This window comes from Paraburkholderia sp. SEWSISQ10-3 4, from assembly GCF_030464785.1.
Classification (GTDB): Bacteria; Pseudomonadota; Gammaproteobacteria; order Burkholderiales; family Burkholderiaceae; genus Paraburkholderia; species Paraburkholderia aspalathi.
Genome location: NZ_JALPRI010000002.1, coordinates 545,926 through 570,998, shown reverse-complemented (window position 1 = coordinate 570,998; position 25,073 = coordinate 545,926). Strand labels below are relative to the sequence as shown.

Genomic DNA, 25,073 nt, shown 5'->3' with positions numbered 1-25,073 from the left:
CGGTGCTTGTCGCGCACGGTGGCATCCCGAGTGAAGTCATCATCGAGTGTTTGCCAAGGGGGAGCCATCCCCCGAACAGGGGAACTGTCAGGAAGTAGCCGCGCAGCAAGGGCCGCGGCGCGGTAAGGCCGTTGAGGCAGGGGCTAACGGGGGTTCCGCCAGGGTAAGCTGTGCCTTTCGCAAGTTTTCGCCAGTTCTCGCAAAAAGGGGCAAACCAGATGCGGCGTGTCGTCTTCAATCAGAAGGGTGGCGTGGGTAAATCGACCATCGTATGCAACCTGGCGGCGATCAGCGCCAGCGAGGGCATGCGCACCCTGGTCATCGATCTCGATCCTCAGGGCAATTCCAGCCAATACCTTCTCGGCGAGCAGGCGAGCGGCCTCAAACCGAGCGTGGCGGACTTCTTCGAAACGGCCCTGAGTTTCAGCTTCAAGCCCACACCGGTCTCGACCTTCATCCATCCCACGCCGTTCGAGAATCTCGACGTGATGCCCTCTCATCCCGAGCTTGACGCATTGCACGGCAAGCTCGAATCGCGCTACAAAATCTACAAGCTACGCGACGCGCTGAACGAACTGGATGATGCGTATGACGCGATTTATATCGACACGCCGCCGGCCCTGAATTTCTATACCCGCTCCGCATTGATTGCGGTCGAACGCTGCCTGATCCCGTTCGACTGTGACGATTTTTCTCGTCGCGCGCTTTATACGCTGCTCGACAACGTTAAGGAAATTCAGCAGGACCATAATTCCGATCTGGAAGTCGAAGGGATTGTGATCAACCAGTTTCAGCCGCGCGCGAGCCTGCCTCTCCAGCTGGTTGAGGAACTGGTCAGCGAGGGCTTGCCGGTGTTGGAGTCCCGATTGTCTTCTTCGGTGAGGATTCGCGAATCGCATCAGCACGCCAAGCCGATGGTTCACCTCGATCCACGGCATAAGCTTGCTCTGGAATTCATGGCATTACATCGCGAGCTGGTTGGGGAGGCCTGAGCGCCGTTATCAGGTAATGCTATCCAGCATGTCCAGCAACGCGTTTCCATCAACCGGTTTGCGGAAGAAACCTAATGCGCCTCTGCGCAGATAGTAGTCTTCCGTATGCTGGCTGGGTTTGCCCGTGATAATGATGACCGGCGTGGCTGCGCCTGAATGAACCGTTCTATCGAGCACCTGAATGCCGTCAATGGGCCGCATGCCCAGATCGGTAATAACGCATACCAGACCCGCGTAGCCATCGGCAAAAAAATCCAGAGCGGATTCGTACGCCCGTGTTCCGTACCCGCCGGAGGCCAGCAGGTTCGCCAGAGACGTCAGAACGCGTCGGTCATCATCAATCACGGCCACGGTTCGAACCGGAGGCGTGGACATTTTTTTTCTCCGGTCATCGAGTCCAACACCGAATTGGCGTTGGCGTCAGGCGCAGAAAGTGGTTATGGGCGACGTCTCGAGCTGCAGTTTGCCCGCCTGCCTGACCAGCGTGGCAAACGAATCCGCTCGCATCTTTCTCATGATGTGGCCGCGATGAACCTGCACCGTGTATTCGGTAATCCCAAGTACTGCCGCCGCCTGCTTGTTGAGCAGACCACTGGCGAGCAGCGGCAGGAGCTCCTGCTCACGCGGCGTCAGCGTTTGATAAAGCGCATGGAGCAGCGCCGCATCGTCCGCCTCCTTGCGAAGAACGTGCGCCCTTGCGAGCGCCGCAGCAACCACGCGCATCAACTCATCTTCATCGAGGGGCTTGGTGAGGAAATCAACCGCGCCGCCCTTCATGGCGAGCACCGTGGAAGGCACATCACCCTTTCCAGTAATGAAAATGACGGGAATCTGCGAGTCCCTGACGAGCTTCTGAACTTCCAGCCCACCCATGCCAGGCATTCGCAAATCCAGAATCAGACATGAAACAGTATTCTGACGCGGTGTTTCCAGAAACTCCGTGCCGGAATCGAATGCGCGGGCATCTCTTCCGTTTGCACGCAGCAGCGAGGTGAGTGCTTCACGCACCCGCCTGTCGTCGTCGACCACATACACCACCTCACTTGCGGATTTCATGCGCCTTCTCCGTTGCCGGGTGAAAACCCAGCGTGACGTCGGCACGGACGGTCCACGATAATCTCGTTGAATGTTGTTCTTACGTGGTCCTGCCGACAAAAAATTATAGCCGCCGGAATCGTCGTCCGGAAGAATAGGCAGCCGTGTTCTGCATTACATAAATATGTAATATCACGGCCCGATATGAAGCAGTAGGCTGGGAAGATGTGTAGACACAGCACGTTGCCAGAGGCTGCTGAGGATACCCTCGTCTATCGTCAACTTGAGCTTGCGTTCGATCTCTCTATCGGAAGGCTGAAGCTGAAGGTCACGCCGCGGGACACGTTGCGCACGGCCCCAATCCGGCCCGCGTGTGCTTCCACGATCGACTTGCAGATTGCCAGGCCCATGCCCATGCCTGTTTTCTTCGTGGTAAAAAACGGCTCGAAGATCCTCTCGAAGTTCACCTGCCCCGCACCGTGATCCTCCACATCGACCACCACATTGCCGGCATCGCGACGCGAGCGGATCACCAGCAGCCTCGGTCGCTCCTCCGTTGCCGCTAACGCTTCGATCGCGTTGCGCACGAGGTTGACGATCACCTGTTGAATCTGAACCGCATCCGCGCTGATCTTCGACACGTCCTCGCCGAGAATTGTCTCGAGCGAAACCGCGTTGTGCTGGATGTCGTCGGCCATCAGCGTGCATACCTGAAGAATCAGCTTGTTGACATCGAGATCAACCTTTTGCGGAGCCGTATGCCTGAAAAGAGCGCGAATGCGGCTTACCACATCTGCCGCGGCATTCGCGTCGCGCACAACCTGCTCGGCCGAGTAGCGGGCTTCGTCGAGCCTGGGCGGCGTTGCAGCGAGCCATCGCACGCAGGCCTGCCCATGCGCCACGATGGCTTGGAGCGGCTGGTTGAGTTCGTGGGCAATGGAAGCGGAGAGTTCAGCCACGGCCGCGAGCCGCGACGCCTGCGCGAGCCTCTCCTGCGCGTCGCGCAAGGCCTTCGATAATTCCGCGCCGTCGTCGATGTCCACGTCGAGGCCGAAGAACTTCATCACTTGCGCGCCGGCCCCTTCGGTGCCGCGGTGCTCCCGAACCTGCTCGACTTCGAGCGTCGAGAGCAAGTCCGGCTCGGTCAATAATTGCTCGAGGAGTGCGACGAGATGATGCCGCACGCTTTCGGAACGGCGCGCACCTTCCTCGATTGCAACAGCCAGTTCCGCCCACCGCGGTTGCCGGTATTGCTCACCCAGATAGGTCCGCACAATAGTCTGTGCAACGAAATCGAAGTGATCCAGCAGATACAGCGAGACGTCGGCCAGAAGTTCTTTGGCAATACGCTCGTCCAGTTCGCCGAGCGCAATGTAGATGCTCCAGATTTCCCGCAACCCGAGGCGCAACGCCTGCAGATGGCTCTGCAGCGGCACGCGTTGATGTTCACGTCGCTGACTGATTTCCCGAAACACGTCCATGTCCTGCGCCGAGGGGAGTTCACCCGACAACAGCGTCTCGAACCAGACTTTGGCCGACAGCGCGACCGATTCGCGAAGATCCCGCTGCGCCGCCGGTGCGAGCAACCTGTATCCGTCCATCTGCGTCAGTATCGCCAGCGTGCGTTCGACGACATGCGTCAGATCAGCTGCGATCGAAACAGTTTTTTCCCGCAAGTAATCGCTGATTCTTGGAACATTGGCTAACACGGATAGACACCCATCAATAACGGACGCACGATTTCGAAGGACAAGGAGCGCCGGCGCAATGGGATTCGACGCGGCGTATCATGGGGCGAAAAATGAGTCGGTCCTGGCGAGGCGCGGATGTGCACGTATGGTCGCCTGGCGCGGCGCGACCTGCCATCCCCCAGATTGGGGAGAGTCACACCCTCCCCCGGCCCGGGGGAGTGCTTCTACAAATGAGGGGGTGGCAAGCGCGCCTCCCAACAATTGGCTGGCTTAAAACAATGGGTGACTGAAACATGCGTGTGACTGGAGAGACGTCCGCGAGCGGACTGCACCTTTTCCTCGCAACGAAGATCGTTCCGCCGCGCGTGCCGGTCGATCTCATCGCGCGTCCTCGGCTCGCCGGCCTCGCCGAGCGCGCCGCGAACAAACGTCTCACCGTGATCAAGGCGCCCGCCGGATTCGGCAAAACTTCGCTGGCGCTCAGTTGGCTCGACCGGTTGCGCGCGAGCGGTGCATTAGTGGCGTGGCTGTCGCTCGACACGGAAGACGATGAACCCGCGCGCTTTCTCAACTATCTGGCGCACGCGTTGCGGCATGCCTGCGACAAGGTCGGCGCCGCGGCGATCAGCCTGACTGCCGACGCCGCATTCGTCCCGTTACACGCCGTCGTTTCCACACTGGTCAACGAGCTTGTCGAAGTCGACGACGAGGTCGTCCTGTTTCTTGACGACTATCACCAGGTCCGCCTGCCGGCCGTACACGATGCAATGTCGTTCCTGATCGAAAAGGCGCCGCCTCATGTGCATGTGGTCCTCTGCAGCCGCACCGATCCGCCGCTGCCGCTCGCGAGGCTGAGAGCAGGAGACGATCTGCTGGAAATCGACGGGTCGGTGTTGCGTTTCGACTTCGACGAAACGAGGCGCTTTGTCGAACGCACGTTGCCCGGAGAGCTGAACGCTTCGACCATCCAGACGCTCTTTGCGGGCACGGAGGGCTGGGCTGCGGCGCTGCGCATCCAGATGTCCATGCTATCGCGCAAGGATGGCGAGACGGTTCGGGAGCGTGATGCGCCTTCCGGTAGGTCGCGGCCGTTCGCCGCCTATATCGAGTACATGTTCGAGCGCCTGTCCCCCGACATGGTCGGGTTCATGCTGCGCACGTCGATACTCGACCGGTTGAGTGCGCCGCTCTGCGAGGCGGTGACGGGCCTGCGCACGAGCCAGCCGATGCTGGACGAAATCGCCGGGGCGCAGTTGCTGTTGCAGGCGCTCGACGACAATGGGCAATGGTTCCGTTATCACCCTCTGATGGGCGAATACTTGCGGGCCCAACTCGAGGCACTGCACGCCGACGAGGTGGCGGAACTGCATTGCCGTGCGTGTGCGTGGTATGCCGATCAGGAGTTGTGGACGGAGGCAGTCAGACACGCGATCGCCGCGGGCAACACGGATAACGCAATTCGTCTGATGGAGCGGTGCGCGATGGCGCTGGTCAAGAAAGGCGACCTGCTCACGCTGCTCGACCTGCAGCGCCGCTTTCCCGCCGGTCTGGCCGGTGCACAGGTGAAGGTTACGCTGGCGATCGCCTGGGGCATGGCGCTCGCCATGCATTTCGAAGAGGCGCTCGCGATGCTGGATGTAGTCGAACATGGTCTCGCGTCCGGCACGGGCGCCGAAGCCAAAGACATCCGGCGCGAATGCCAGGCGATCCGCTCGGTCGTCGCGGGCCTGCAGGATGATCCCGAGCGCGCACTCGTTATCGCTGAACCATGCATCGAGCGGCCGACCACCGATATCTGGACCACCAATGTGGCGTCCAACGTCGTGCGCTTCGCCCATTGGAAAGCCGGCAATCTCGAAGCGCTTTACGCAACGCCGTGGATGTCCTATTCAGCCGAAGAAAATCAGCGCAATCTGTACTCTTCGGTCTACCGGCAGTGCCTGCTGGGACATGCGGAAATGCAACAGTTGCACTTCGGGCTTGCCGAACGGTATTTCACGGAATCGATGCAATTGGCCGAACGGCATGCCGGTCCCGATTCGATCTCGGTGGCGCTATGCGCACCGATGATCGGCCAGATCTGGTACGAACAGGGCCGCCTGGATAAAGCTGAAACGCTGGTTGCCGGGTTGATGCCGGTCATTGACGTTGCGGTCCTGCTCGATAGCGTGTTGATTGCCTACCGCCTCCTCATCCGGATCGCCGTCGCGCGTTCGGACGTGACGCAGGCGTACGCATTGCTCGACCGGGGCCAGGCGTTGAGTTGCGAACGGCAATGGGACCGCATGACCGCCGCCGCCCTGGTTGAACGCACACGGCTTTATCTTGCGGAAGGCAGGATGGTCGAAGCGGCTGCGTGCGTCGCGCAACTCGATCAGATGGCGGCCCCCAACGCCCACCCTTCGCGTTCCATCTCGCTCGAGATCGAGAACTATCGCGCATTCGCAGCGGCCGCTGTTGCTACGGCCCAACAGCGGACCGAAGAGGCCACCACGGTGCTGGGTGCCGCGCTGCGGAGCGCCGAACGACGCCATGCGGATTTCGAGGCGCTACGCCTGCGAACCATGCTTGCGCTGGTCTGGCTGGCCGCGAACGAACGCACCCGTGCGACCGCGATCTTTCGCGAAGTCCTGAAGGTCGCCGCGCCCGCAGGCGTGTACCAGTCCATTCTCGACGTAGGGCCGAACATCGGATTGCTGCTGGACGCCGTTCGTGAAGACGCGGAGCAGAAGGAGCACTCGAACGAGCTGATTGCCTACGTCGATCATCTGCTCGACGGCGCGCGGATTCTCTATCAGCCAGGCGGCCACCGTCGACGCGATACCGAGCGCGGGTCGCTGAGTTCAAGGGAACGTGAAATCGTCGACCTGATTGCGCGCGGACAGTCGAACAAGGAAATCGCGAATGTGCTCGGAATTGGCGCCGAAACCGTCAAATCTCATCTGAAAAGCGTCTTCGTGAAGCTCGGCGTCGACAAGCGCGCTCAAGCCGTTGCGCGTGCACGGGACCTCGGCCTTGTGGGTTCAGACTAGCTGCATGCTGAAGTTGGCAACATGAGTTAGCGACATGAATATGTAATGGTGCAATCCGACGCAAAGTTCTAAATTGATCTTTTTTCCCCTGATCTTTTTCCTGAGCTTGCCTGACCGGCAGTTCCCGAAAAGACACCCATCTGCAATGGTATGACCTATCTCCACCATTGCCTCGTAATCGATTCGCGCCACAACAGCACGCACGATCAGACCTCGCGGTACGAGATGAAGTAACCGTCAACCCTCTCCGCTCGCCTGGCGAGCTAATGAGCTTTTCGCTGGAAAATCCCGCCATTGATGTGAAAATGTGGAGTAGCACTATTCAATACGTCGACGAACTCCGAGGTTGACATGCTTACCGTGTTGATACCACGCTCGTCCCGGCTTGCCGCCCTCAGCGTCGCCATCGCGGGCACGTCAGCAATGGCAGGCTTACTCGAACCGGTCACCGGCTGCTTCGGCCTCGTCATGGTTGTTCTGGTCGCGCACTTTTTCGACCGCAGCTTTGGGCGTCTCGCCGCGGGTTTCGTCTCGCTCGGGATCGCCGGCACGATGCTGACTGCCGGTCACCCTCCTCTGTCCTCCGGCTCGATCGGCCGTTGCGCCCTCGCAATCGGCGCGGCATGGCTTTGTGCGGAGCTGGTCTCCCGACGCCCGCGGCACATCCGCTACACCCAACCGCCAGACTCGACGGCCCACTCGAAGGATGACGATGTCGATCTCGAGGTTCGACAGGCGCTAACGGCAAGCGAGTCGAGAGAATTGATCCGCAAGCGGGAAGCGCAACTGAACTGGCTGATCGAGAATGTTCCCAGCCTGCTCTGGCGGACGGACGCTCATGGCCGCCTGGAATATGTGAACAAACGCGCTGAGGACTACACCGGCCTACGGTTTGAGGATCTGAAAACGCGCGGCTGGCTTCACCTGGTGCACCCGGATGACGCAGCCTCAACCCTTGATGCCTGGCAAGATTCCCGCGCTAGCGGGAGACCTTACGACTCGGTCCATCGGTTCCGCGCGGCTGACAACACGTATCGCTGGTTTCAATGCAAAGGCACGCCCATGCGGAATGCCAACGGCGATATCGTGAACTGGTATGGACTTTCGACGGATATCCACGAGCGGCAGCTAGCTCAGGAGGTTCTTCGCACGGAAGAGCTCAATTTGCGAAGACTCGTCGACGTATTGCCCGCGATGATCTGGCGAGCCACACCGGAAGGCAAAGTCGACAGATGGAGCCGCCAAATGCTCGCCTTCATGGGCGCGAGCGAGGAAGAATTCGACGGCGAAATGTTACTTCGCCGCATCCCGGAAGCGGACCGTCTTCGTGTCCGCTCGCGCTGGCGGCAAGCTGTCCACGAAGGTGTGTCGTATCAGGACACGTACCAGATTGCAGGCGCCGATGGCGCACTGCGCTGGTATCTCGCTCGCGGCGAACCGTTTCGCGACAAAAGCGGACAGATCCTGCACTGGTTCGGCGTATGTACGGACATCGACGATCTCAAGCAAACGGAAGCTGTGCTCGAACAGCGGGAGCACCAGCTACACGAACTGATCGAGACTATCCCCGCCATGCTCTGGAGCAACGACCCACAAGGGGGGCTCACCTACATCAATCGAAAAATCGTCGAATTCGTTGGCATGGATCTTTCGCAGCTCGCGGGCGGCGGCTATCAGAAGACCTGCCATCCTGACGACCTGGACACCATGGTTCAAGCGTGGACACACTCGGTCGAGACTGGCGAGGCGTACTGCCACGCTGCGCGGCTTCGCCGAAACGACGGGATTTACCGGTGGTACCAGCACATTGGCGAAGCCATGAGGGACGTCGACGGCAACATTGTTCAATGGTATGGCCTCAGTCTTGACATTGACGAACGCAAGCGTGCAGAGGACCGGCTCAGGCACACTCAGGCTGAACTTGCACGGGCAACCCAGATTGCCACCGTCGCAGAACTCTCCGCCTCTATTGCGCATGAGCTTAATCAGCCTCTCACGTCCGTTATCGCCAATGCGCAGGCTTGCAATCGGTGGCTCGCAGCATCCCCGCCCAATTTAAGTGAGGCCAGGACGTCCGCGGAAAGCGTCGTTCGAGATGCCCATTCCGCCGATGAGACGATGAAAAGCATCCGCGCGCTGTTCAACAGCCAATCATTCCAGAAGTGCAAGCGTAACGTGAAAGACATGGTCCTCGAATCCGTACGGCTGCTACGGCAAGACGAAACCAGACATACCGCCGACATCGACCTCGATTTGCCCGATGGCCTGCCGCCGGTGTTCGTCGACCAGATACAGATTCAGCAGGTCCTGCTAAATCTGATCACGAACGGCATAGAGGCCACGGAAAACTCGGGGCGCACGCCCAGGATTCTCATTACCGCAAGGGCGCTTCACGACAGATCCGTGCTTCTCGAGGTAATCGATAACGGTTCGGGCATCGTGGGCGACGACAGCATATTCGACGCATTCGTCACGACCAAGAGCAAGGGCATGGGCATCGGGCTTGCGGTGTCGCGTTCCATTATCGAAGCGCATGAGGGTTCTCTTACTGCCGCCAATAATCAGGGCTACGGATCGACCTTTAGCGTCGTCCTGCCAGTCTCGAGCGATGACGCCGCGTGTCCGGACGTCGAGATCAGTGGAGCGACCAGTCGCTGAGCGGAGCACGGTGCTGGAGGGCGAACGAGGGACGCCCTCCACAATCATGTAATAGCGGCCCGCCAGTCTGCTACCTATCATCCAGTCAAGGTCGAGGGTTAGCTCTAACGTGAATCGAGGAACCGTATCATGCAAGCTCCCATTGAAACAGACAGAACGTGGCAGTCAACCATGGCGCTTCTCTCGAACGAAGGCGAAACACAGGCACCGGTTGTGTCCAGTTGCCTCCGCCCGCAGGGCGGCGAAAGCGACTTCCGCGAATGCGTCATCCGGGTGCTGGAGCGCCGTGGGCGGAGCTCGGCAACGGTTGCGTGGAGCGACGCGACGTCCTGCTGCTACGGCGAGCAGCATTGGCGGCGTTGCGTCGCGAAGAAAGCCGGAGTTTGCGCCCTGAGTGGCCAGGCCATCAAGAGAGGCCATGCCGTGTATCGACCCAAGCGGGTTCAACCTACACCACTCAACATCGAAGCGATGATTCTGGCCACGGTCCTCGAAGCGGTCTCCCTGGAAGAAGGCTTCTGAAGATTCAGATCCGCTCGAAGCGTTGAGCGGGCCCCCTCCTGTCATCGGTCACCATCCGAACTTCGCTTCGACGCCCACGTAGTCCGCGTTGCGCGCCCCTAACGCGCGGATCGAATCTCCGACTTCGAAATGCACTGCTTCCAGCGCGAGCGCGACATTCGGGCTGACGAGCCAGTCTGCGCGAATCTGCGCATACATACCCGTCCAGCGGGTTCCCTTTCCCGCCGTGCCGGGCACCACGGCCATCCCCTGACCGTAGATCGCATCGCCCGTCGTCGCGCGCCACTGGAAACCGAGTGCCGTCAGTAACGTGAGCTTCGGCGATACCTTGAAGGTGATCGACGGCTTCACGTGAATCAGGTTGCTGTAGCCGGTGTATCCCGCCAGCGTGAAGTAGTAGCCGTTCGGAAACAACGGATTGAAGGTCTCGACGCGTCCATCGCCCGGATGCCGGTCGCCCGATGCGCCGTCGACCTGCAAACCGAAACGCGGCGAGCCCGCCACCGTTGCGAGCGTATAGCCGCCCAGCAAGCCGAACGCCCACGCGCCGATGGTGTCCTTGCCGACGTGCCCAGTCTGCACCATCGATTCGGCATCCCAATCGAACGACGCGACCTTGCCCGCGTAACGCACGTCGAATACATCGCGATGCTCGGTGCCTGCCGCATCGAGAAAGCGTGCGTTGTCGCGGTTGTAGCGCGACCAGTATGCTGAAAGATCGCCGGGCCCCGTGTTCGCACGTTCCACGCGCACGCCGCTGAACGTGAGATGCCGGTTCGACACATCGTCGAAGGTCGTGACGTCGCGATTCTGCACAGGCTGCGTCATATAGCCGATGAAGCGCCACTTGTCGATTTCATAATCGGCCCACAGCGCGTCGAACGCCTGACGCACGTTCGGCCCGTCACGCACCGAGACGAACCGTTGCAAGTCGAACGCCATCTCCTGCCGCCCGACGCGCGCCTTGAACGTGCCGCCGCCTACGCCATAGACGAACGCGACGAACGCCTGCTCGATATCGAGCTGATTCTTGTCGACGGGCGAAACGGCATCCTTGCCGAAGGGCCGCGCATCCTCGAGCTGGAAAAACGCCTGTACATGCATGCCGATGCGTGCATCGGCATGCACTTCGGCGCGCTCGATCACGTAGCTGTCGGGTCGCGCGGCGCCGAGTCCGAAGAGTGGCGTGTTGTTCAGTTCGAAGCGTTCACGCAGGGTCGCGCCGAGCGACAGATAGGTCGACGGATCGCTGCCGGGCGAGATGTACTTGAGCGCATCGAACGGCTCGCGCGGCACGCACGGATTGGCCAGCACCGACCAGTCTTCCTGCCAGTGGTTGAATGACAGCGGCGACGGCCGCTTCACGGTGCATTGAGGCGCAGCGGCCACGCCGGCAACCGCATCCGCCGCGTTGTCGGCGGCGAACGCGTCCACGCCGTCTGCCCATCCGCACACCGCGAGCGCCGCGCAGGCAGCCGCCTTCGACGTCGCGCGCTTCAGCGAGCGAAGCTGCATCATTTCGCCAGCTCGTGAATCTCGGCGACGTAGCCGCCGGGAAATTCGACCATGGCCGTGCGCCCTTCAACTGTCCTGTTCGCCGGCGACAGCACCTTCACGCCGACGCCCTGCGCCTTCGCGAGCGTCGCGTCGAGATCGGCGACCAGATAGCCGGTGACTTCGCGGCCGAACGGATAAGGCAGCTTGCCGTCGGTCGCGAACACGAGCATGGTGCCGAAGCCGGATGTGATGCGTACGCGCCGGATCGTCTCGCCGGATCGGCCGATTTCGCCGCCGTCCGCGTGACGGTTGTCGGACACGACCTTGCCGTGCGAAAAGCGTACAAAACGCTTGATGAAGTTATCCGCGGATTGCGCGGACACATAGACGCGATTGTCGGGCACCGTCTCGAGCGGACCGTACGAAGGCGCCTTCGTATGCCAGTACAACTGCATGTTCAGGCCGCCGGGCCATTGAATCACCGCGTCCTTGCCGATCGGATCGTCGAACGTATCCACGATCACGTCCGCGCCCGCGGCGCGCGCGGCACGAACGGCCTTGTCCATATCGGTGACGAGGTAGCCCGTGCGTTCGCTGCCGAACGGATACGGTATCGGCGTCTGGAATGCGAACACCGACAGCATGCCCACCGGCGTCCGAACGTATTGCGAAGCGGTCTTGCTCGGCGTCGGCGTAACCGTGAACACGGCGCGCGGCGAAGCCGTGCCGCCGAAGGTCGCGACAAAACTGTCGACGAACGCGTCGATGTCCTGGGTCGCCACATAAACGTGCGTCGTGTCGTACTGCGGACCGACCGACACGACCGGCAGGCTCTTGCCTACGTTCTGATGATCGGCCTCGGCGAAAACCGGCGAGGCGCCCAGCGCCATGCCGAGCGCCGTTATCGACACAATCGAAACGACAGCGGCCCGCAACACTCGAACCATCTTGACGGTACTCATAGAAAACACTCCTGGCTGGTAAGGGATGCCGCAGCGTTGCGCGGCACAATCAGGTTCCGACCTGTGGCGTGCCCGTCCTGCGCACCAGCACGGCGAGCACGCACAACGCGGCGAGCGGCAACAGCAGCGCCCAGAATGACGCGAGCAGAAAGCCCGCCGCGCCCGCGCACGCGCCCACTGCAAAACCGGCGACGGGCGGCAGTATGCGCAACAACCGGCTGCGCGCCGCCTGCCGCGCGGCCAGGTCGTTGGATGAAAACAGCAGATCAAATCCGTCGATCACGGCCTGCGTGACGTTGCCTGTCATCACCGTGTTCGCGACCACGGCGCGCGTCGTCAACCGCCCATGCGCATTCTGCACGCCCATCGCCGCCGCGCCGAGCAGGCCGCAGGCGATGGTGAGCGGCGCATCGGCATCGGTGACAGGCATAGCCAGCAGGCCCATCGTCATATAGGCCGCCAGCAGCACCGCCTGCAACACGTACAACGCGTGTGCGCGTACTGGCGGTTCGCGATGCAGCAGCCTGTTGTCAAGCATGCGGGCGAACACGATTCCGGCGACGAAGGCTGGAAACGCGAGCCACTTGATCAACAGACCATGCCCCCCGTGCGCAAGCGCCGCGCCGATCAGAAGGAAGTTGCCGGTCACGTGCGCGGTGAAAAGGCCGAACAGCGCGACGAAGCCGAGCGTGTCGACATAACCCGCTATCAAGGCAAGACACGTGTCTTCGCCGGGCACCTGACCGGGTTGCGCAGCGAACCACGCCACCGCGTCTACTGATCCTCTTTGCATAACGGTGTCGGTTTGGTGCCGGCAACGGGCGGCGCGCTTTGGGTTTGTGCATCGGGCGTGCGTATGCGCGCCTGCACAAACGGAATCGCATGCTCGCCAATCACAATACCGAGCAGCCCGGCAAGCGCGATGAGCGGCGGCGCGGGCGATTGCACCCGCACAAGGTAGTACAGGAGACCGACCACGAGGCCAGCTCCCAGCGAGATCAGATATGGCATGATTCGATCCTCACGCGCCGTGCGCTCAGGCTTGCCGTTGCACGAACCGCGGCAGCGCAATCCGGTAGCGTCCCGCACCGCCGATCGCGATGGTTCCGAACATGATCAGCAGCATCCATGCGAATTGCGCCTGGCCCAACGTCCATTCGCGATGCACGAAACCCAGCGCGACCACGCAGACCACCATAATCGGCAGCGCGGCAAGCCGCGTCGCGATGCCCGCGATCATCAGCAGCGGGCACACGACCTCCGCGAAGATCGCACAGCCTAATGTCAGCGTCTTGCCGAGATGAAACGGGTCTTCGATCGCCTCGAGCTGACTCGTGTAGTGGATTGCCTTCGGCAGTCCATGCACGAGCAGCACGAGCACGCTCGCGGTGACGCGCAGAAACAGCAGCGCCACATCGAAAGTGAGAAAACGCTTCATCGCCTGCCTGCTCCTAGAACGCGAAACAACTGCAACCGAGCGCGCCCCAGAACGCGTTCGCGTCGCCTGCGGGTACGTTGCTGCGCCATGCCCACGCATGCGCGTGACGATGCACACCGCACAGGTTCACGCATGCGTCATTGCACGACTGCACGAGCGGCACCGCAGGACGATAGCGCGCATAGCCGCCGTACTCCGCGACGGGCGACCACGTGGGGCTAACGGGCAGCGCAGGCGGGTCAAACGTTTCGAACTCTTCGGCCGCGTAGACAATCCGCCCATTGACCGCCGTCAGCACCGAGCTCAGATGCTTGATGCCGTCTTCTTCCATCGTGAAGTAGTCGTCGCTCAACACCGCGAAATCGGCTAGCTGGCCAGGCACGAGCGCGCCCTTCTTCGTCTCTTCGTTCGAGAACCATGCGCTACCCACCGTATAACGGCGCAGCGCCTCCATGCGATCCAGCCGGGCCTGCGCGGCGTACATCAGCGTGCCGCCCACCGTGCGCCCCGAAACAAGCCAGTACAGCGACACGAACGGATTGAAGCTCGCGACGCGCGTTGCGTCCGTCCCCGCGCCGACCGGCAACCCGGCCGCGAGCATCTTGCGCACAGGCGGCGTATGCGCCGCGGCTTCGGCGCCGTAGCGGGAAATGAAGTATTCGCCCTGATAGGCCATCCGGTGCTGGACGGCGATGCCGCCGCCCAGCGCGGCAATGCGGTCGATATTGCGCGCCGAAATGGTTTCGCAGTGGTCGAAAAACCAGCGCAGGCCGTTAAACGGCGTGTCCTGGTTGACACGCTCGAACACGTTGAGGAAGCGTTCGATCGATTCGTCGTAAGTGGCATGCAGCCGGAACGGCCAGCGGTTTTGCACGAGCAGCCGCACGACGGCTTCGAGTTCGCTTTCCATCACGTCCGGAAGGTCCGGACGCGGCTCCAGAAAATCTTCAAAGTCCGCGCCGGAGAACACGAGCATTTCGCCGGCGCCATTCATCTTCAGGAAATCGTCGCCGTCACCAGGTTTGGTGACTTTGACCCATCTCGCGAAATCTTCGATTTCCTGCTTCGCGTTCTGCGTGAACAGGTTGTACGCAATTCGCACGGTCAGCTCGTTACGCTTCGCGAGTTCCATGATGACGGCGTAGTCGTCGGGATAAGACTGGTAGCCACCGCCTGCGTCGATCGCGCTCGTCACGCCCAGGCGGTTGAGCTCACGCATGAACTGGCGCGACGAATTCAACTGGTCGTCGAGCGGCAGCTTCGGTCCTTTTGCGAGCGTCGCGTACAGCAGACCCGCATTCGGACGCGCGATCAGCATGCCGGTCGGATTGCCGCGGCGGTCGTGCTGGATTTCGCCGCCCGGCGGATTCGGCGTATCGCGGTCATAGCCGACCGCACGCAGCGCGGCAGCGTTCAGCAGCGCGCTGTCGTAGAGATGCAGGATGAAGACGGGCGTGTCCGGCGCGATCGCGTTGATCTCCTCAAGCGTCGGGCCCCGCTTCTCCGCGAACTGGAATTCGTTCCATCCACCGATAACACGCACCCATTGCGGCGCAGGCGTGCGTGCAACCTGCGCGCGCAGCATCTCTAGCGCGTCGCGCAGCGAGGGCACGCCATCCCAGCGCAGTTCGAGATTGAAATTCAAACCGCCGCGAATGATGTGAAGATGCGAATCGTTGAGCCCGGGAACGACCGTGCGTCCCTTCAGATCGACGCGGCGCGTCGACTCGTTCGCCCATTGCATCATGTCGTGGTCGTTGCCGCTCGCAACGATCTCGCCCTTCGCGATGGCGAGCGCCGTCACGAACGAACGCTTGTCGTCCTGCGTCGCAATCTTGCCGTTATAGATCACCAGGTCCGCAATGCGGCTGGGCTGAATCGGTGCGGTCATCGTCGCTCTCCGTGATGGTTGGTCAGACGCGTTTCACGCGCGCCGACAAACGCGTCGCGCGTGAAAAATGGCGTGAGGCAATCAGTTCGCCTAGCTCGCGTGCCCGCCAAGAATCTGCTTCGCGTAGCGCACGCCGATGCCATACGAGGTATGCGCCTTGAAAATCTCCATGCAGCCTTCGTACGTTTCGCCGCGCGCCCAGTCACGTTGCAGTTCGCACATGAACTGCACCGAGGTCAGCGGCACCGCGCCTGCCTGGATGACGCGCTGCACGGCACGCTCATGGGCCTCCCCAGTGATATCGCCGCAGGCGTCCGTCGGCACATAGATCTCGAAGCCTTCAGCCAGCATCTGCACGCTCGGGAAAGCGACGCACACTTCTGTCCACAAGCCCGCGATCACGATCTTCTTGCGGCCCGTCGCCTTGATCGCGTCGCGAAAGCCCTTGTCTTCCCACGAATTCATCGACGTGCGATCGATCGGTTTGATCTGCGGAAACACCGATTGCACTTCCGGCAGCAGTTGGCCACTGAAGGTATCGGCGGCGACCGTCGTCAGAACGGTCGGCACCTTGAAGAGCTTCGCGGTCTTCGCGAGGATCTGAATGTTGTGAAGGATGGTGGTGCGTTCGTGCGAGTGCGTGCCGAAGAACATCTGCGGCTGATGATCGATAAGCGCGAGCGCGCACGTGTCGGGCGTCAACAGTTCATGGGCCATGAGTAGCTCCAATTTTCGAGAATGCGAGGACCCGCACGGTTGCACGAAGGCCACCGTGTCAGCGTCCGGTTAGTGGATAGGTCGAGTCGATGTTGCATCGGCGAGGCGGATGCGAACGGCTTCCCGGCGAAGCTTGAGCGTGAGTTTCACGATGCCGCGATGGCACGACGAGAAGGTATAGCTTCGCACCTTGCCGCGACATTACATATTTATGTAGCGCGGTAGTCCACAGTAAGTTCGGATACCTGATCTCATTGCTCAGCCGGCGCGGAGCAAGAATTGCCTCGCCACGATGTTCCAGATTCATGTAATGGTCGTCTTAGGACCGGCCGGCTACTATCGAACATATCGCGTGGCGAACGGGTCTTCATTCGTCCTGCGCCAAAGGACGACGCACTCACGCGGAATGCGCTTCTTTTACCTCCCCATAAGCATCCGATGGGCCGCGAATTCTTAATCTATGGAGATATGAAATGGCAACGATTGCTGCCGACTACATGGTTGGTGCACTGGTCAATGCGGGCGTGAAGCGTGTGTTCGGCGTGGTGGGCGATTCGCTGAATGGCTTCACGGATTCCTTGCGTCGCGAAGGTTCCATCGAATGGGTTCACATGCGGCATGAAGAAAGCGCGGCTTTCGCCGCGGGAGCCGAAGCGCATCTCACAGGACAACTCGCAGTCTGTTGCGGGAGTTGCGGCCCGGGGAACCTGCACCTGATCAACGGCCTGTTCGACTGCCAACGCAGCGGCGTTCCTGTGCTCGCTATCGCTGCGCATATTCCCAGTTCGGAAATCGGCATCGACTATTTTCAGTCGACTCATCCCGAAGTGCTGTTCAAGGAATGCAGTCATTACGTCGAGCTCGTCACCCATCCCGACCAACTGCCGCAGATTCTGGGCCGTGCGATCCGGACGGCCGTTGCGCGCAAAGGCGTCGCTGTTGTCGTGATACCCGGCAACGTGGCGCTCGGCCCGCTCACAAAACCTGTGCCGAGCTGGAGCGCACCGTCCGCTCCGATGATTCGCCCGGCAAACGCCGACATCGCGAAACTCGCCCTTCTGTTGAACCAGTCGTCGCGCGTGACCTTGCTTTGTGGAGCGGGTTGCAAGGATTCGCACGCAGAAGTCGTTGAACTCGCCCGCAAGCTGCAAGCGCCGATCGTGCACTCGCTGCGAGGCAAGGAGTACATCGAATACGACAACCCATTCGATGTGGGAATGACAGGCCTTGTCGGGTTCTCCTCCGGGTACTCCGCGATGAAGAGCTGCGACATGCTCCTGATGTTGGGTACCGATTTTCCCTATCGACAGTTCTATCCAGAGGGGGTGACGATCGCTCAAGTCGATACAAGGCCAGAAGCCCTCGGCAATCGATGCCCAATTGAGCTTGGCGTATTGGGAACGGTCAAGGACACGCTCACCGAACTGCTCCCCATGGTTCAGCAGAATACGGACAGCAGCTTCCTGAATCGCGCGCTCGACGACTATCGCAAGGCTCGCGCGAATCTGGATTCGCTGGCCGAGCCCGAAGCGGGCAGCAGCACCATTCATCCGCAATACGTGACCCGGCTCGTCAGCGAACTCGCCGACGAGGATGCCATCTTCTCCTGCGACGTCGGCACCCCCATCGCTTGGACAGCCCGCTATCTGAAGATGAACGGCAAGCGGCGCCTGGTGGGTTCGTTCAATCATGGCTCGATGGCCAACTCGCTCCTGCACTCGATTGGCGCGCAGGCCGCTTTCAGGGACCGGCAGGTGATCTCGATGTCGGGCGACGGCGGCTTCACCATGATGATGGGTGAGTTTCTCACGCTGATTCAGGCAGGCTTGCCGGTCAAAGTCGTGGTGCTCAACAACGGAACGCTGGGCTTCGTGGAAATGGAGATGAAGGCCAGTGGCTTCGTCGATACGGGATGCGACCTCAAGAATCCGAATTTCGCCGCGATGGCCAATGCGATCGGAATCAAAGGCATACGCGTCGAGCACCCTGCGGAGCTGGAAGGTGCGCTAAGCGAAGCGTTCGCCCATCCGGGCCCAGCGCTCGTCGACGTAGTAAGCGCACGTCAGGAGCTCGTGATGCCTCCCTCGACCAGCGCCGACCAGGCTTACCACTTCGGCCTGTTCATGCTTCGTGCCGTCATGGACGGTCGCGGCCAGCAGCTCATCGACCTCGCAAAGGTCAATCTGTTCCGGTAATGCAGTCCGCACGCGTATAGGGACCGTTATCCACGCAATGGGATTCGAACCATGTCCAGCAAAATCGTCGGCACTGTAGATGCTCCATCCGAACGCGAGCCCATCCACATGGGCTTCGTCATCGCATGGCTTTTCTGTGCCGCGTTCTACTTCATGCAGTACATGCTGCGTTCAGCGCCGGGCGTGATGGTGCCCGAGCTGAGTGCGGCGTTCGCGCGCGATGCGCTGGGCGTGGGTGCGCTCGTCGGCCTGTACTACTACACCTATGCGCTGTTCTCGATTCTTTGCGGTGCGCTGCTCGACCGGCTCGGCGGCAAGGCGGTCATTCCGGCCGGCATCGTTCTCGTGGCTGTTGGGGCGGCGCTGTTCGGCCTTGGCAGCGTGGAGGCGGCGCAGGTCGGTCGCCTGCTGCAAGGCGCGGGGTCGGCGTGTGGCTTTATCGGCGCGGTGTATCTCGCCACGCACGGCTTTCCGCCACGCTCTCTTGCGACGGCGGTAGGCTTCACTCAATGCTTCGGTATGCTGGGCGGTTCCGCGGGTCAGTTCGCCGTCGCGCCGCTCATTCACGGCGTCATCACATGGCAGCAGTTCTGGTGGCTGTCCGGCCTCGTGATCTTTGTGATCGCCCTACTGGTGCTCTTCGTGACGCCGGCAGCCCATGACAACAGCCCTGCCAGCCAGGGCTCGTGGCTGAAGATGTTCGCGCCGTACAAGCAGGTACTCACGAATCCGCAGTCCTACCTTTGCGGCTTCTGCGCCGGCCTTTTGTTCCTGCCGACTACGATTGGCGACATGATCTGGGGCATTCCATTCCTGCACAGCGGTCTCAACGTCAGCTATGGAGAGGCCGTCAATCGCGCGAGCATGGTGCCGCTCGGCTGGGTGATCGGCTGCCCGCTGCTAGGCTACCTGGCCGACCGTCTGGGCCGCCGCAAGCCGGTATTGATCGGCGGTGCGCTGCTGATGCTGGTGTCGGGCGCCGGCATTTTTTATCTGCCGGCCGGCGTGGCGCCGCCATATGTGCTCGGCCTGCTGCTCGGCATCGGCTCCGGTGCGGCGATGCTGCCCTACACGGTGATCAAGGAAGTCAACCCCGACAACGTGAAAGGCAGCGCCAGCGGCGCGATCAATTTTCTGGTGTTCACATTCAGCGCGTTGCTCACGCCGGTGTACGGCAAGCTGCTCGCCCACCATGCGAACGGCGGCACAATGGATCTGTCTACATTCCGGGCAGCCGGTTCATGGCTGATCGGTGGCATCGTGCTTGCCATGGTGCTCGCTATATTCATGCGCGAGACCGGACCGCGCGGACGCGCGAACGCATGAGGGCGACGCCAGGTTCTTCAGCAAGGAGGAGCCCCTTGAACCTGGCGCTATCCGTTACACCGAGGGCGTCAGGTAAGGATTGACCTTGCCCGGTGCATAAGGCTGCGTCTTGAGTTCCATCCGTGCAATGCTCTGCAAGTGAACCTCGTCCGGGCCATCGGCGAAGCGCAATGCACGGCCCCACGTCCAGCTGTCGGCCAATGGCGTGTCGGGGCTCAGCCCCATTGCGCCGAACACCTGCATCGCCCGCTCGCATACGGCGGTGTGAACAGTCGGCACGAGCGCCTTGATCATCGAGATCTCCTTGCGCGCGTCCTTCGCACCTACGTTGTCGATCATCCACGCGGCCTTGAGAACGAACAGCCTCGCCTGATCGATTTCGATTCTGGACTTCGCGATCCACTCGGCGACTGTTCCGTGTTCAAACAGCGTCTTGCCGAATGCCGTGCGCGCCTGGGCCCGCTCCACCATCAACTCGAGCGCCAGTTCCGCGGCGCCGATCGAGCGCATGCAATGGTGAATCCGTCCCGGCCCGAGACGCGCCTGCGCCAGTGCAAAGCCGCTGCCCTCTTCACCGAGCAGATTCGATCGCGGCACGCGCACGCCTTTGAACTCGATCTCGCAGTGGCCTTCCGGCGCCACGTGATTGACCACCGGGATATTGCGGATCATCTTGACGCCAGGTGTGTCGCGAGGCACGAGAATCATGCTCTGCTGACTGTGGCTCGGCGCGTCCGGATCCGTTTTGCCCATCACGATGAAGATCTGGCAATTCGGATGGGCTGCATTCGTGATGAACCACTTGCGGCCGTCGATCACATAGTCGTCCCCGTCGCGACGAATCGACGTGGTGATATTGGTCGCGTCCGAAGAGGCCACCGCCGGCTCCGTCATCGCGAACGCCGAACGGATCTTGCCGTCGAGAAGGGGCTTGAGCCACTTCTCGCGCTGAGCGGGCGTGGCAAACATATGCAGCAATTCCATATTGCCCGTGTCCGGCGCGTTGCAGTTGAACACCTCGGACGCCCACGACACCCGGCCCATGATCTCAGCGAGAGGCGCGTACTCGAGATTGGTCAGGCGGGTACCGGGCTCGTCATCGCGCAGATGCGGCAAGAACAGGTTCCAGAGACCCTCTTCACGCGCCTTGTCCTTCAAGGTCTCCATAAAGGAAACCGGATACTGACCGGCACTCACTTCATCGTGCCATTGCCGGATGCGCGGAACGATATGCGTGTCCATGAACGCACGCACCTGAGTACGCAGCGCTTCGACTTTCGGGCTGTATGCAAAGTCCATTTTTACTCTTCCATAATCTGATTGGTGTTGTCGATGCACGGCCAACGACGTGGCCAGTACCGTGCCTCGACCCCATGACTAGATCGTCAGTCCACCGTCGACGACGACACACTCTCCGTTGGTATAGCTCGCAGCGTCGGACACCAGGTACAGCACGGTACCCGCCATCTCGCGAGGTTCCGCATGACGTCGCAGCGGAATCTGCGACACCCAGCTCTCGTACGTGGCCTGATCTGCGAACAGCGCCCCTGCAAAGCGGGTTTTGGTCAGTCCGGGAAGCAGCGCATTCACGCGAATCCCGAACGGCCCGCACTCCTTCGCGAAGGCCCGCGTCATGTTGACAACGGCGGCCTTGGTGATCGAGTAGATGCCCTGTCTGTCGCCAGGCTGCAATGCATTGACCGAAGCCGTGTTGACGATCGCGCCGCCGCCGTTCTCCCGCATCAACTTGCCCGCCTCGACGGACATGAAGAAGTAGCCGCGCAGATTGACTTCCACCGTCTTTTCGAAGGACGACAGATCGGTATCGAGAATGTGGCCAAAATACGGATTGGTCGCCGCGTTGTTGACGAGAATGTCCAGCCGGCCATGCCGTGCCCGAATATGCTGGAAGATCGCGTGGATGTCCTCGAGACGCCCCACGTGGCACGGGTACGCTTCGGCGCTCCCGCCCGCTTCCTTGATTTCGCTTGCAACGGATTCACAATCTTCCAGCTTGCGGCTCGACACAATCACGTGGGCACCCTGCTCGGCGAGCAATTTCGCGATCTCTTCGCCGATACCCCGGCTCGCGCCCGTCACCAGCGCAATCTTTCCTTTCAGGTCAAACAGATTTGTAGTCACGATCAGTATTCCTATTTCTACGTTCCGATTTCCTGCCTGTCTTCAAATCAGGTCAATGCCCATCTTCGCAAGCGCTCCGGCCATCTCCCCCACCTGCCGCGCTTTTTCGTTCGATGCGTTGCCGCCCAGGGCCCGCTTCTTCACGCCCTGTGCAATCGCGGCGAGTCGGAAGAAGCTGAACGCCAGGTAGAAGTTCCAGTTCTCAATCGACGAAATGCCCCGCAGCGCGCAATATCGCTCGACAATCGACGCCTCATCCGGCACGCCCAACGCGCCTCGATTCAAGCCTGCGAGTCCGGCGATATGGCTGCCGGGCGGAAGCCGCAAACACATGCAGAAGTACGCGATGTCAGCCAACGGATTGCCGAGCGTGGAGAGCTCCCAATCGAGAACAGCGCGGACTTGAGGTGCATCGCGCGTGAAGATGATGTTGTCGATACGAAAGTCGCCGTGCACGAGCGAAGGCTTTCCCGTTTCCGCCGGACAGTGGGCAGGCAGCCATTCGATCAGCGACTCCATGGCCGCCAACGTATCGGTTTGCGCGGCGCGATATTGCCTCGTCCAGACGTCGATCTGACGCTCGAAATAGTTGCCCGGTCGGCCGTAGTCGGACAATCCGGCTTCATCGATATCCACGTCGTGGAGAGCCGCCATTGTTCCGAGCAGTGCGTCGTATATCGCGCCGCGCTCCTCGACGGATACTTCGGGCAGCGCCGGGTTCCATAAGATTCGCCCGTCTTCGTAGCTCATGACGTAAAACAGGCTGCCGATGACATCGCGGTCCTCGCAAAGGTGATACGCGCGAGCAACGGGAACCGGTGTCCGGCCGAGCGCCGATATCACACGAAACTCGCGATCAACCGCATGCGCGGCCTTGAGCAGATCGCCGGGAGGTTGACGCCTCAGCACGTAGCTTCCGCTTTGCGCCTTCAAAAGAAACGTCGGATTGGATTGGCCGCCGGGAAATTTCTCGACGGACATCGGTCCTTGAAACCCGGGCACGTGCACCGTCAGATAACGTGTGAGTTCGTCGATGTCGAACTGGAGACTGGGGTGGTTCATCTAGCAGGAATCCGGATTGAGGTCAGCCGTAGGTGACAAATTCACGCCTCTCGGCATGTTCGAGATGAGGCACTGAATTGAAGCTAACGAGCGACATCGCGTCGTCGTTAAAGACATATTGGCAAACACTGCTGTTTCGAATCTGCAGGTTCAGTGCAATCGCGCTCGCAGCGGGCGCCTGTAGAACCTGCTGGGCAGTGACCGCGATCGGGCCACCCGAACTCACCACCAGAACGCGCCTGCCGCCGGCCCGCTGGATGTCGTTGCGCGCACGCTGGACACGTGTCTGGAATTGCTGCCATGTCTCTGGAACAGCGCCCGGCAAGCGGTCATCGGCCCAGAGCTGAAGCACGTGCCGCAGCCCTTTGTAGAAGTCCTTTTTTGAACTGGTGGCCGATAAACTTGACGGCAGGCCCTCTTCACCGAGAGCAGCGAACAACGCCTCGAAATCGTATTCATTCAGACCCGCGTCTTGCGCGAGCTCGATTGGCGGGCCGCCCATTGCGGCGAGAATGGCGTCGGCGGTTTGCCGATGCCGCTGCATCGTGCCGATGACAACACGATCGAACCGCAAGTTCGCCTGCGCGAAGTATTCGCCGAGCCAGCTCGATTGGGTACGACCGGAAGGTGATAGCTCGTCATAGTTGTCAGCGCCGAAGGACGCCTGACCATGCCGTACAAGATAGAGTTCTGCCATGCCAGCCTCGCGTCAACATGGCTAGCAGAATACCCAGCGCCGCATCATTCAGGAAATTTATTGTTGTGATAGTTGGCTATAGATTTTCGTGACACCAGGCGTCTATCCCACATCCCTCGCCTGCCCCGTAGATCCGCGCTACTGGTTCATTTCCAGCATGAGCCGGCCAACCTGCTCGCGCAACCAACGATGAGCCGGGTCCCCCGTCACGCTTCGATGCCAGTAGCCATGCGACTGAAGATCCGGAAGATCGAACGGCAGTTCCAGGATTCGCGCGTCATAGCGCTTGAGGAGCACGAGGGGGGCCGTGAGGACGAGATCGGTTCGCATCGCGATCAACGGGGCCACCAGATAGTGTTGGACCCGCGTCTGAATCGATCGCCTGACGCCGAGCTTGGTCAGCTCGCCATCGACGAGACCCGATCCCTGGGGGCGGCTGGATACGTGGATGTGACCGAAGCTGAGGTAGTCGTCGATCGTCAGCTTCTTCTTCGTAAACGGATGGTCGCGACGCAGCATGCAGGCATAGCGGTCGCGGCCGAGCGGTTCCTGCTCGAGGTAAGGATCGTCAATCAGCGGCGCGTCGATCGCAAGATTGACTGCACCGCTCGCTAGCGCTTCCGGAACCTCTTTACGCGTCGTGAAGTAGCTCTCGATGCGGATGCCGGGCGCCAGTCGCTGCAGCACCTCCTCGAGCGCAGGCAGAAGAAGCGCCTCCGTGAGGTCGGTCATGCTGAGCCGGAACGTGCGCTCGGACGAGCCGGGATCGAAGCGTCCGCCGACGTGCGTACTCGAGTCGAGCAGCTGCAGCGCCTCACGAACCTGGCCGATGATGTTTTCCGAAACGGGCGTCGGCATCATGCCGGCCGACGTACTCACAAACAGCTGATCGTCGAATGTTTTGCGCATCCGCGACAATGCATTGCTGACAGCAGGCTGGGTAATGAACAGCATCTCCGCTGCGCGCGTCAGGTTTCGTGTTCTGTAGACGGCTTCGAAGACAACGAAGAGATTCAGGTCAACCTTTGGCAGACGCATTTTCAAATTTCCCGATGCCACTCGAACTGTGTTTTCGATCCATCCTGTTCACCATGCACTTGTCGGCGCTTGGCGACGATCGGCGTGGTATCAAGGAGCAACCCCGGCGAGTCTACTCCTGCAAGTGAGAGACAACCAGACAGGGGCCAATCGGTGGAGGACCCACTTATCTTGCATC

General features: G+C 60.9%; 21 protein-coding genes. 6 read left to right on the top strand and 15 right to left on the bottom strand.

Features of this window, described 5'->3' with window-relative positions:
- Positions 1-218 precede the first annotated feature (218 nt).
- Complete coding sequence (locus M0D68_RS08295; RefSeq protein WP_093639868.1) at positions 219-992, top strand: ParA family protein; 774 nt, start codon at positions 219-221, stop codon at positions 990-992.
- Between the two features lie 9 nt (positions 993-1,001).
- On the opposite strand, the gene M0D68_RS08290 is transcribed toward M0D68_RS08295, so the two are convergent.
- The 3 genes from M0D68_RS08290 to M0D68_RS08280 all read right to left on the bottom strand — a co-directional run bounded on the left by M0D68_RS08290 (position 1,002) and on the right by M0D68_RS08280 (position 3,703).
- Positions 1,002-1,367, bottom strand: a complete 366-nt coding sequence (locus M0D68_RS08290) for a response regulator (protein ID WP_093639870.1) — start codon at positions 1,365-1,367, stop codon at positions 1,002-1,004.
- 45 nt (positions 1,368-1,412) lie between these two features.
- On the bottom strand, positions 1,413-2,048 hold the full coding sequence (locus M0D68_RS08285) for a response regulator transcription factor (RefSeq protein WP_200621913.1): 636 nt from the start codon (positions 2,046-2,048) through the stop codon (positions 1,413-1,415).
- 257 nt (positions 2,049-2,305) lie between these two features.
- Positions 2,306-3,703 carry a sensor histidine kinase gene (locus M0D68_RS08280; protein ID WP_266224164.1) on the bottom strand — a complete coding sequence of 466 codons (1,398 nt, stop codon included), beginning with the start codon at positions 3,701-3,703 and terminating at the stop codon, positions 2,306-2,308.
- 308 nt (positions 3,704-4,011) lie between these two features.
- Between M0D68_RS08280 and M0D68_RS08275 the strand changes: the two genes are divergently transcribed.
- From M0D68_RS08275 to M0D68_RS08265, 3 genes are all read left to right on the top strand, one after another.
- The gene (locus M0D68_RS08275) at positions 4,012-6,750 is read left to right on the top strand and encodes a LuxR C-terminal-related transcriptional regulator (protein WP_266224163.1); all 2,739 of its coding nucleotides are present in this window, start codon (positions 4,012-4,014) and stop codon (positions 6,748-6,750) included.
- Between the two features lie 351 nt (positions 6,751-7,101).
- Positions 7,102-9,408, top strand: coding sequence for a PAS domain-containing protein (locus M0D68_RS08270; protein WP_266224162.1), 2,307 nt, complete (start codon positions 7,102-7,104; stop codon positions 9,406-9,408).
- A 129-nt stretch (positions 9,409-9,537) separates the two neighbouring features.
- Positions 9,538-9,930 carry a DUF3331 domain-containing protein gene (locus tag M0D68_RS08265; protein WP_093639885.1) on the top strand — a complete coding sequence of 131 codons (393 nt, stop codon included), beginning with the start codon at positions 9,538-9,540 and terminating at the stop codon, positions 9,928-9,930.
- A gap of 48 nt (positions 9,931-9,978) precedes the next feature.
- Here M0D68_RS08265 and M0D68_RS08260 read toward each other — a convergent pair whose 3' ends face one another.
- From M0D68_RS08260 to M0D68_RS08230, 7 genes are all read right to left on the bottom strand, one after another.
- Complete coding sequence (locus tag M0D68_RS08260; protein WP_256455113.1) at positions 9,979-11,448, bottom strand: alginate export family protein; 1,470 nt, start codon at positions 11,446-11,448, stop codon at positions 9,979-9,981.
- A complete protein-coding gene (locus tag M0D68_RS08255) occupies positions 11,445-12,389 on the bottom strand; it encodes a VOC family protein (protein WP_200619107.1) in 945 nt (314 codons plus the stop codon). Before M0D68_RS08255 ends, M0D68_RS08260 begins: the two co-directional genes overlap by 4 nt.
- Positions 12,390-12,438: 49 nt before the next feature.
- Positions 12,439-13,182 (bottom strand): YoaK family protein, encoded by a 744-nt coding sequence (locus M0D68_RS08250; RefSeq protein ID WP_266224161.1) that lies wholly within the window; start codon positions 13,180-13,182, stop codon positions 12,439-12,441.
- Complete coding sequence (locus M0D68_RS08245) at positions 13,164-13,400, bottom strand: DUF1427 family protein (RefSeq protein WP_200619105.1); 237 nt, start codon at positions 13,398-13,400, stop codon at positions 13,164-13,166. The genes M0D68_RS08250 and M0D68_RS08245 overlap by 19 nt, the downstream gene beginning before the upstream one ends.
- Positions 13,401-13,425: 25 nt before the next feature.
- Complete coding sequence (locus tag M0D68_RS08240) at positions 13,426-13,827, bottom strand: DoxX family protein (protein WP_093639899.1); 402 nt, start codon at positions 13,825-13,827, stop codon at positions 13,426-13,428.
- Positions 13,828-13,840: 13 nt separating this feature from the next.
- Positions 13,841-15,718, bottom strand: coding sequence for an amidohydrolase (locus tag M0D68_RS08235; protein WP_266224160.1), 1,878 nt, complete (start codon positions 15,716-15,718; stop codon positions 13,841-13,843).
- Positions 15,719-15,808: 90 nt separating this feature from the next.
- Positions 15,809-16,435, bottom strand: a complete 627-nt coding sequence (locus M0D68_RS08230; RefSeq protein WP_093639905.1) for a hydrolase — start codon at positions 16,433-16,435, stop codon at positions 15,809-15,811.
- Positions 16,436-16,908: 473 nt separating this feature from the next.
- Here M0D68_RS08230 and poxB point away from each other — a divergent pair, with 473 nt between their 5' ends.
- The gene (gene poxB / locus M0D68_RS08225; RefSeq protein ID WP_266224159.1) at positions 16,909-18,630 is read left to right on the top strand and encodes a ubiquinone-dependent pyruvate dehydrogenase; all 1,722 of its coding nucleotides are present in this window, start codon (positions 16,909-16,911) and stop codon (positions 18,628-18,630) included.
- Positions 18,631-18,681: 51 nt separating this feature from the next.
- The gene (locus tag M0D68_RS08220) at positions 18,682-19,956 is read left to right on the top strand and encodes an MFS transporter (RefSeq protein ID WP_093639911.1); all 1,275 of its coding nucleotides are present in this window, start codon (positions 18,682-18,684) and stop codon (positions 19,954-19,956) included.
- A gap of 54 nt (positions 19,957-20,010) precedes the next feature.
- On the opposite strand, the gene M0D68_RS08215 is transcribed toward M0D68_RS08220, so the two are convergent.
- The 5 genes from M0D68_RS08215 to M0D68_RS08195 all read right to left on the bottom strand — a co-directional run bounded on the left by M0D68_RS08215 (position 20,011) and on the right by M0D68_RS08195 (position 24,895).
- Positions 20,011-21,255: an acyl-CoA dehydrogenase family protein gene (locus M0D68_RS08215; protein WP_200652269.1), complete on the bottom strand. Its 1,245-nt coding sequence runs from the start codon at positions 21,253-21,255 to the stop codon at positions 20,011-20,013.
- A 78-nt stretch (positions 21,256-21,333) separates the two neighbouring features.
- Positions 21,334-22,098 carry an SDR family oxidoreductase gene (locus tag M0D68_RS08210; protein ID WP_266224158.1) on the bottom strand — a complete coding sequence of 255 codons (765 nt, stop codon included), beginning with the start codon at positions 22,096-22,098 and terminating at the stop codon, positions 21,334-21,336.
- Positions 22,099-22,140: 42 nt separating this feature from the next.
- Positions 22,141-23,160 carry a phosphotransferase gene (locus M0D68_RS08205; protein WP_266224157.1) on the bottom strand — a complete coding sequence of 340 codons (1,020 nt, stop codon included), beginning with the start codon at positions 23,158-23,160 and terminating at the stop codon, positions 22,141-22,143.
- 22 nt (positions 23,161-23,182) lie between these two features.
- Positions 23,183-23,857 carry a histidine phosphatase family protein gene (locus tag M0D68_RS08200; protein WP_266224156.1) on the bottom strand — a complete coding sequence of 225 codons (675 nt, stop codon included), beginning with the start codon at positions 23,855-23,857 and terminating at the stop codon, positions 23,183-23,185.
- Positions 23,858-23,995: 138 nt separating this feature from the next.
- Positions 23,996-24,895 carry a LysR family transcriptional regulator gene (locus tag M0D68_RS08195; protein ID WP_266224155.1) on the bottom strand — a complete coding sequence of 300 codons (900 nt, stop codon included), beginning with the start codon at positions 24,893-24,895 and terminating at the stop codon, positions 23,996-23,998.
- Positions 24,896-25,073: the final 178 nt, after the last annotated feature.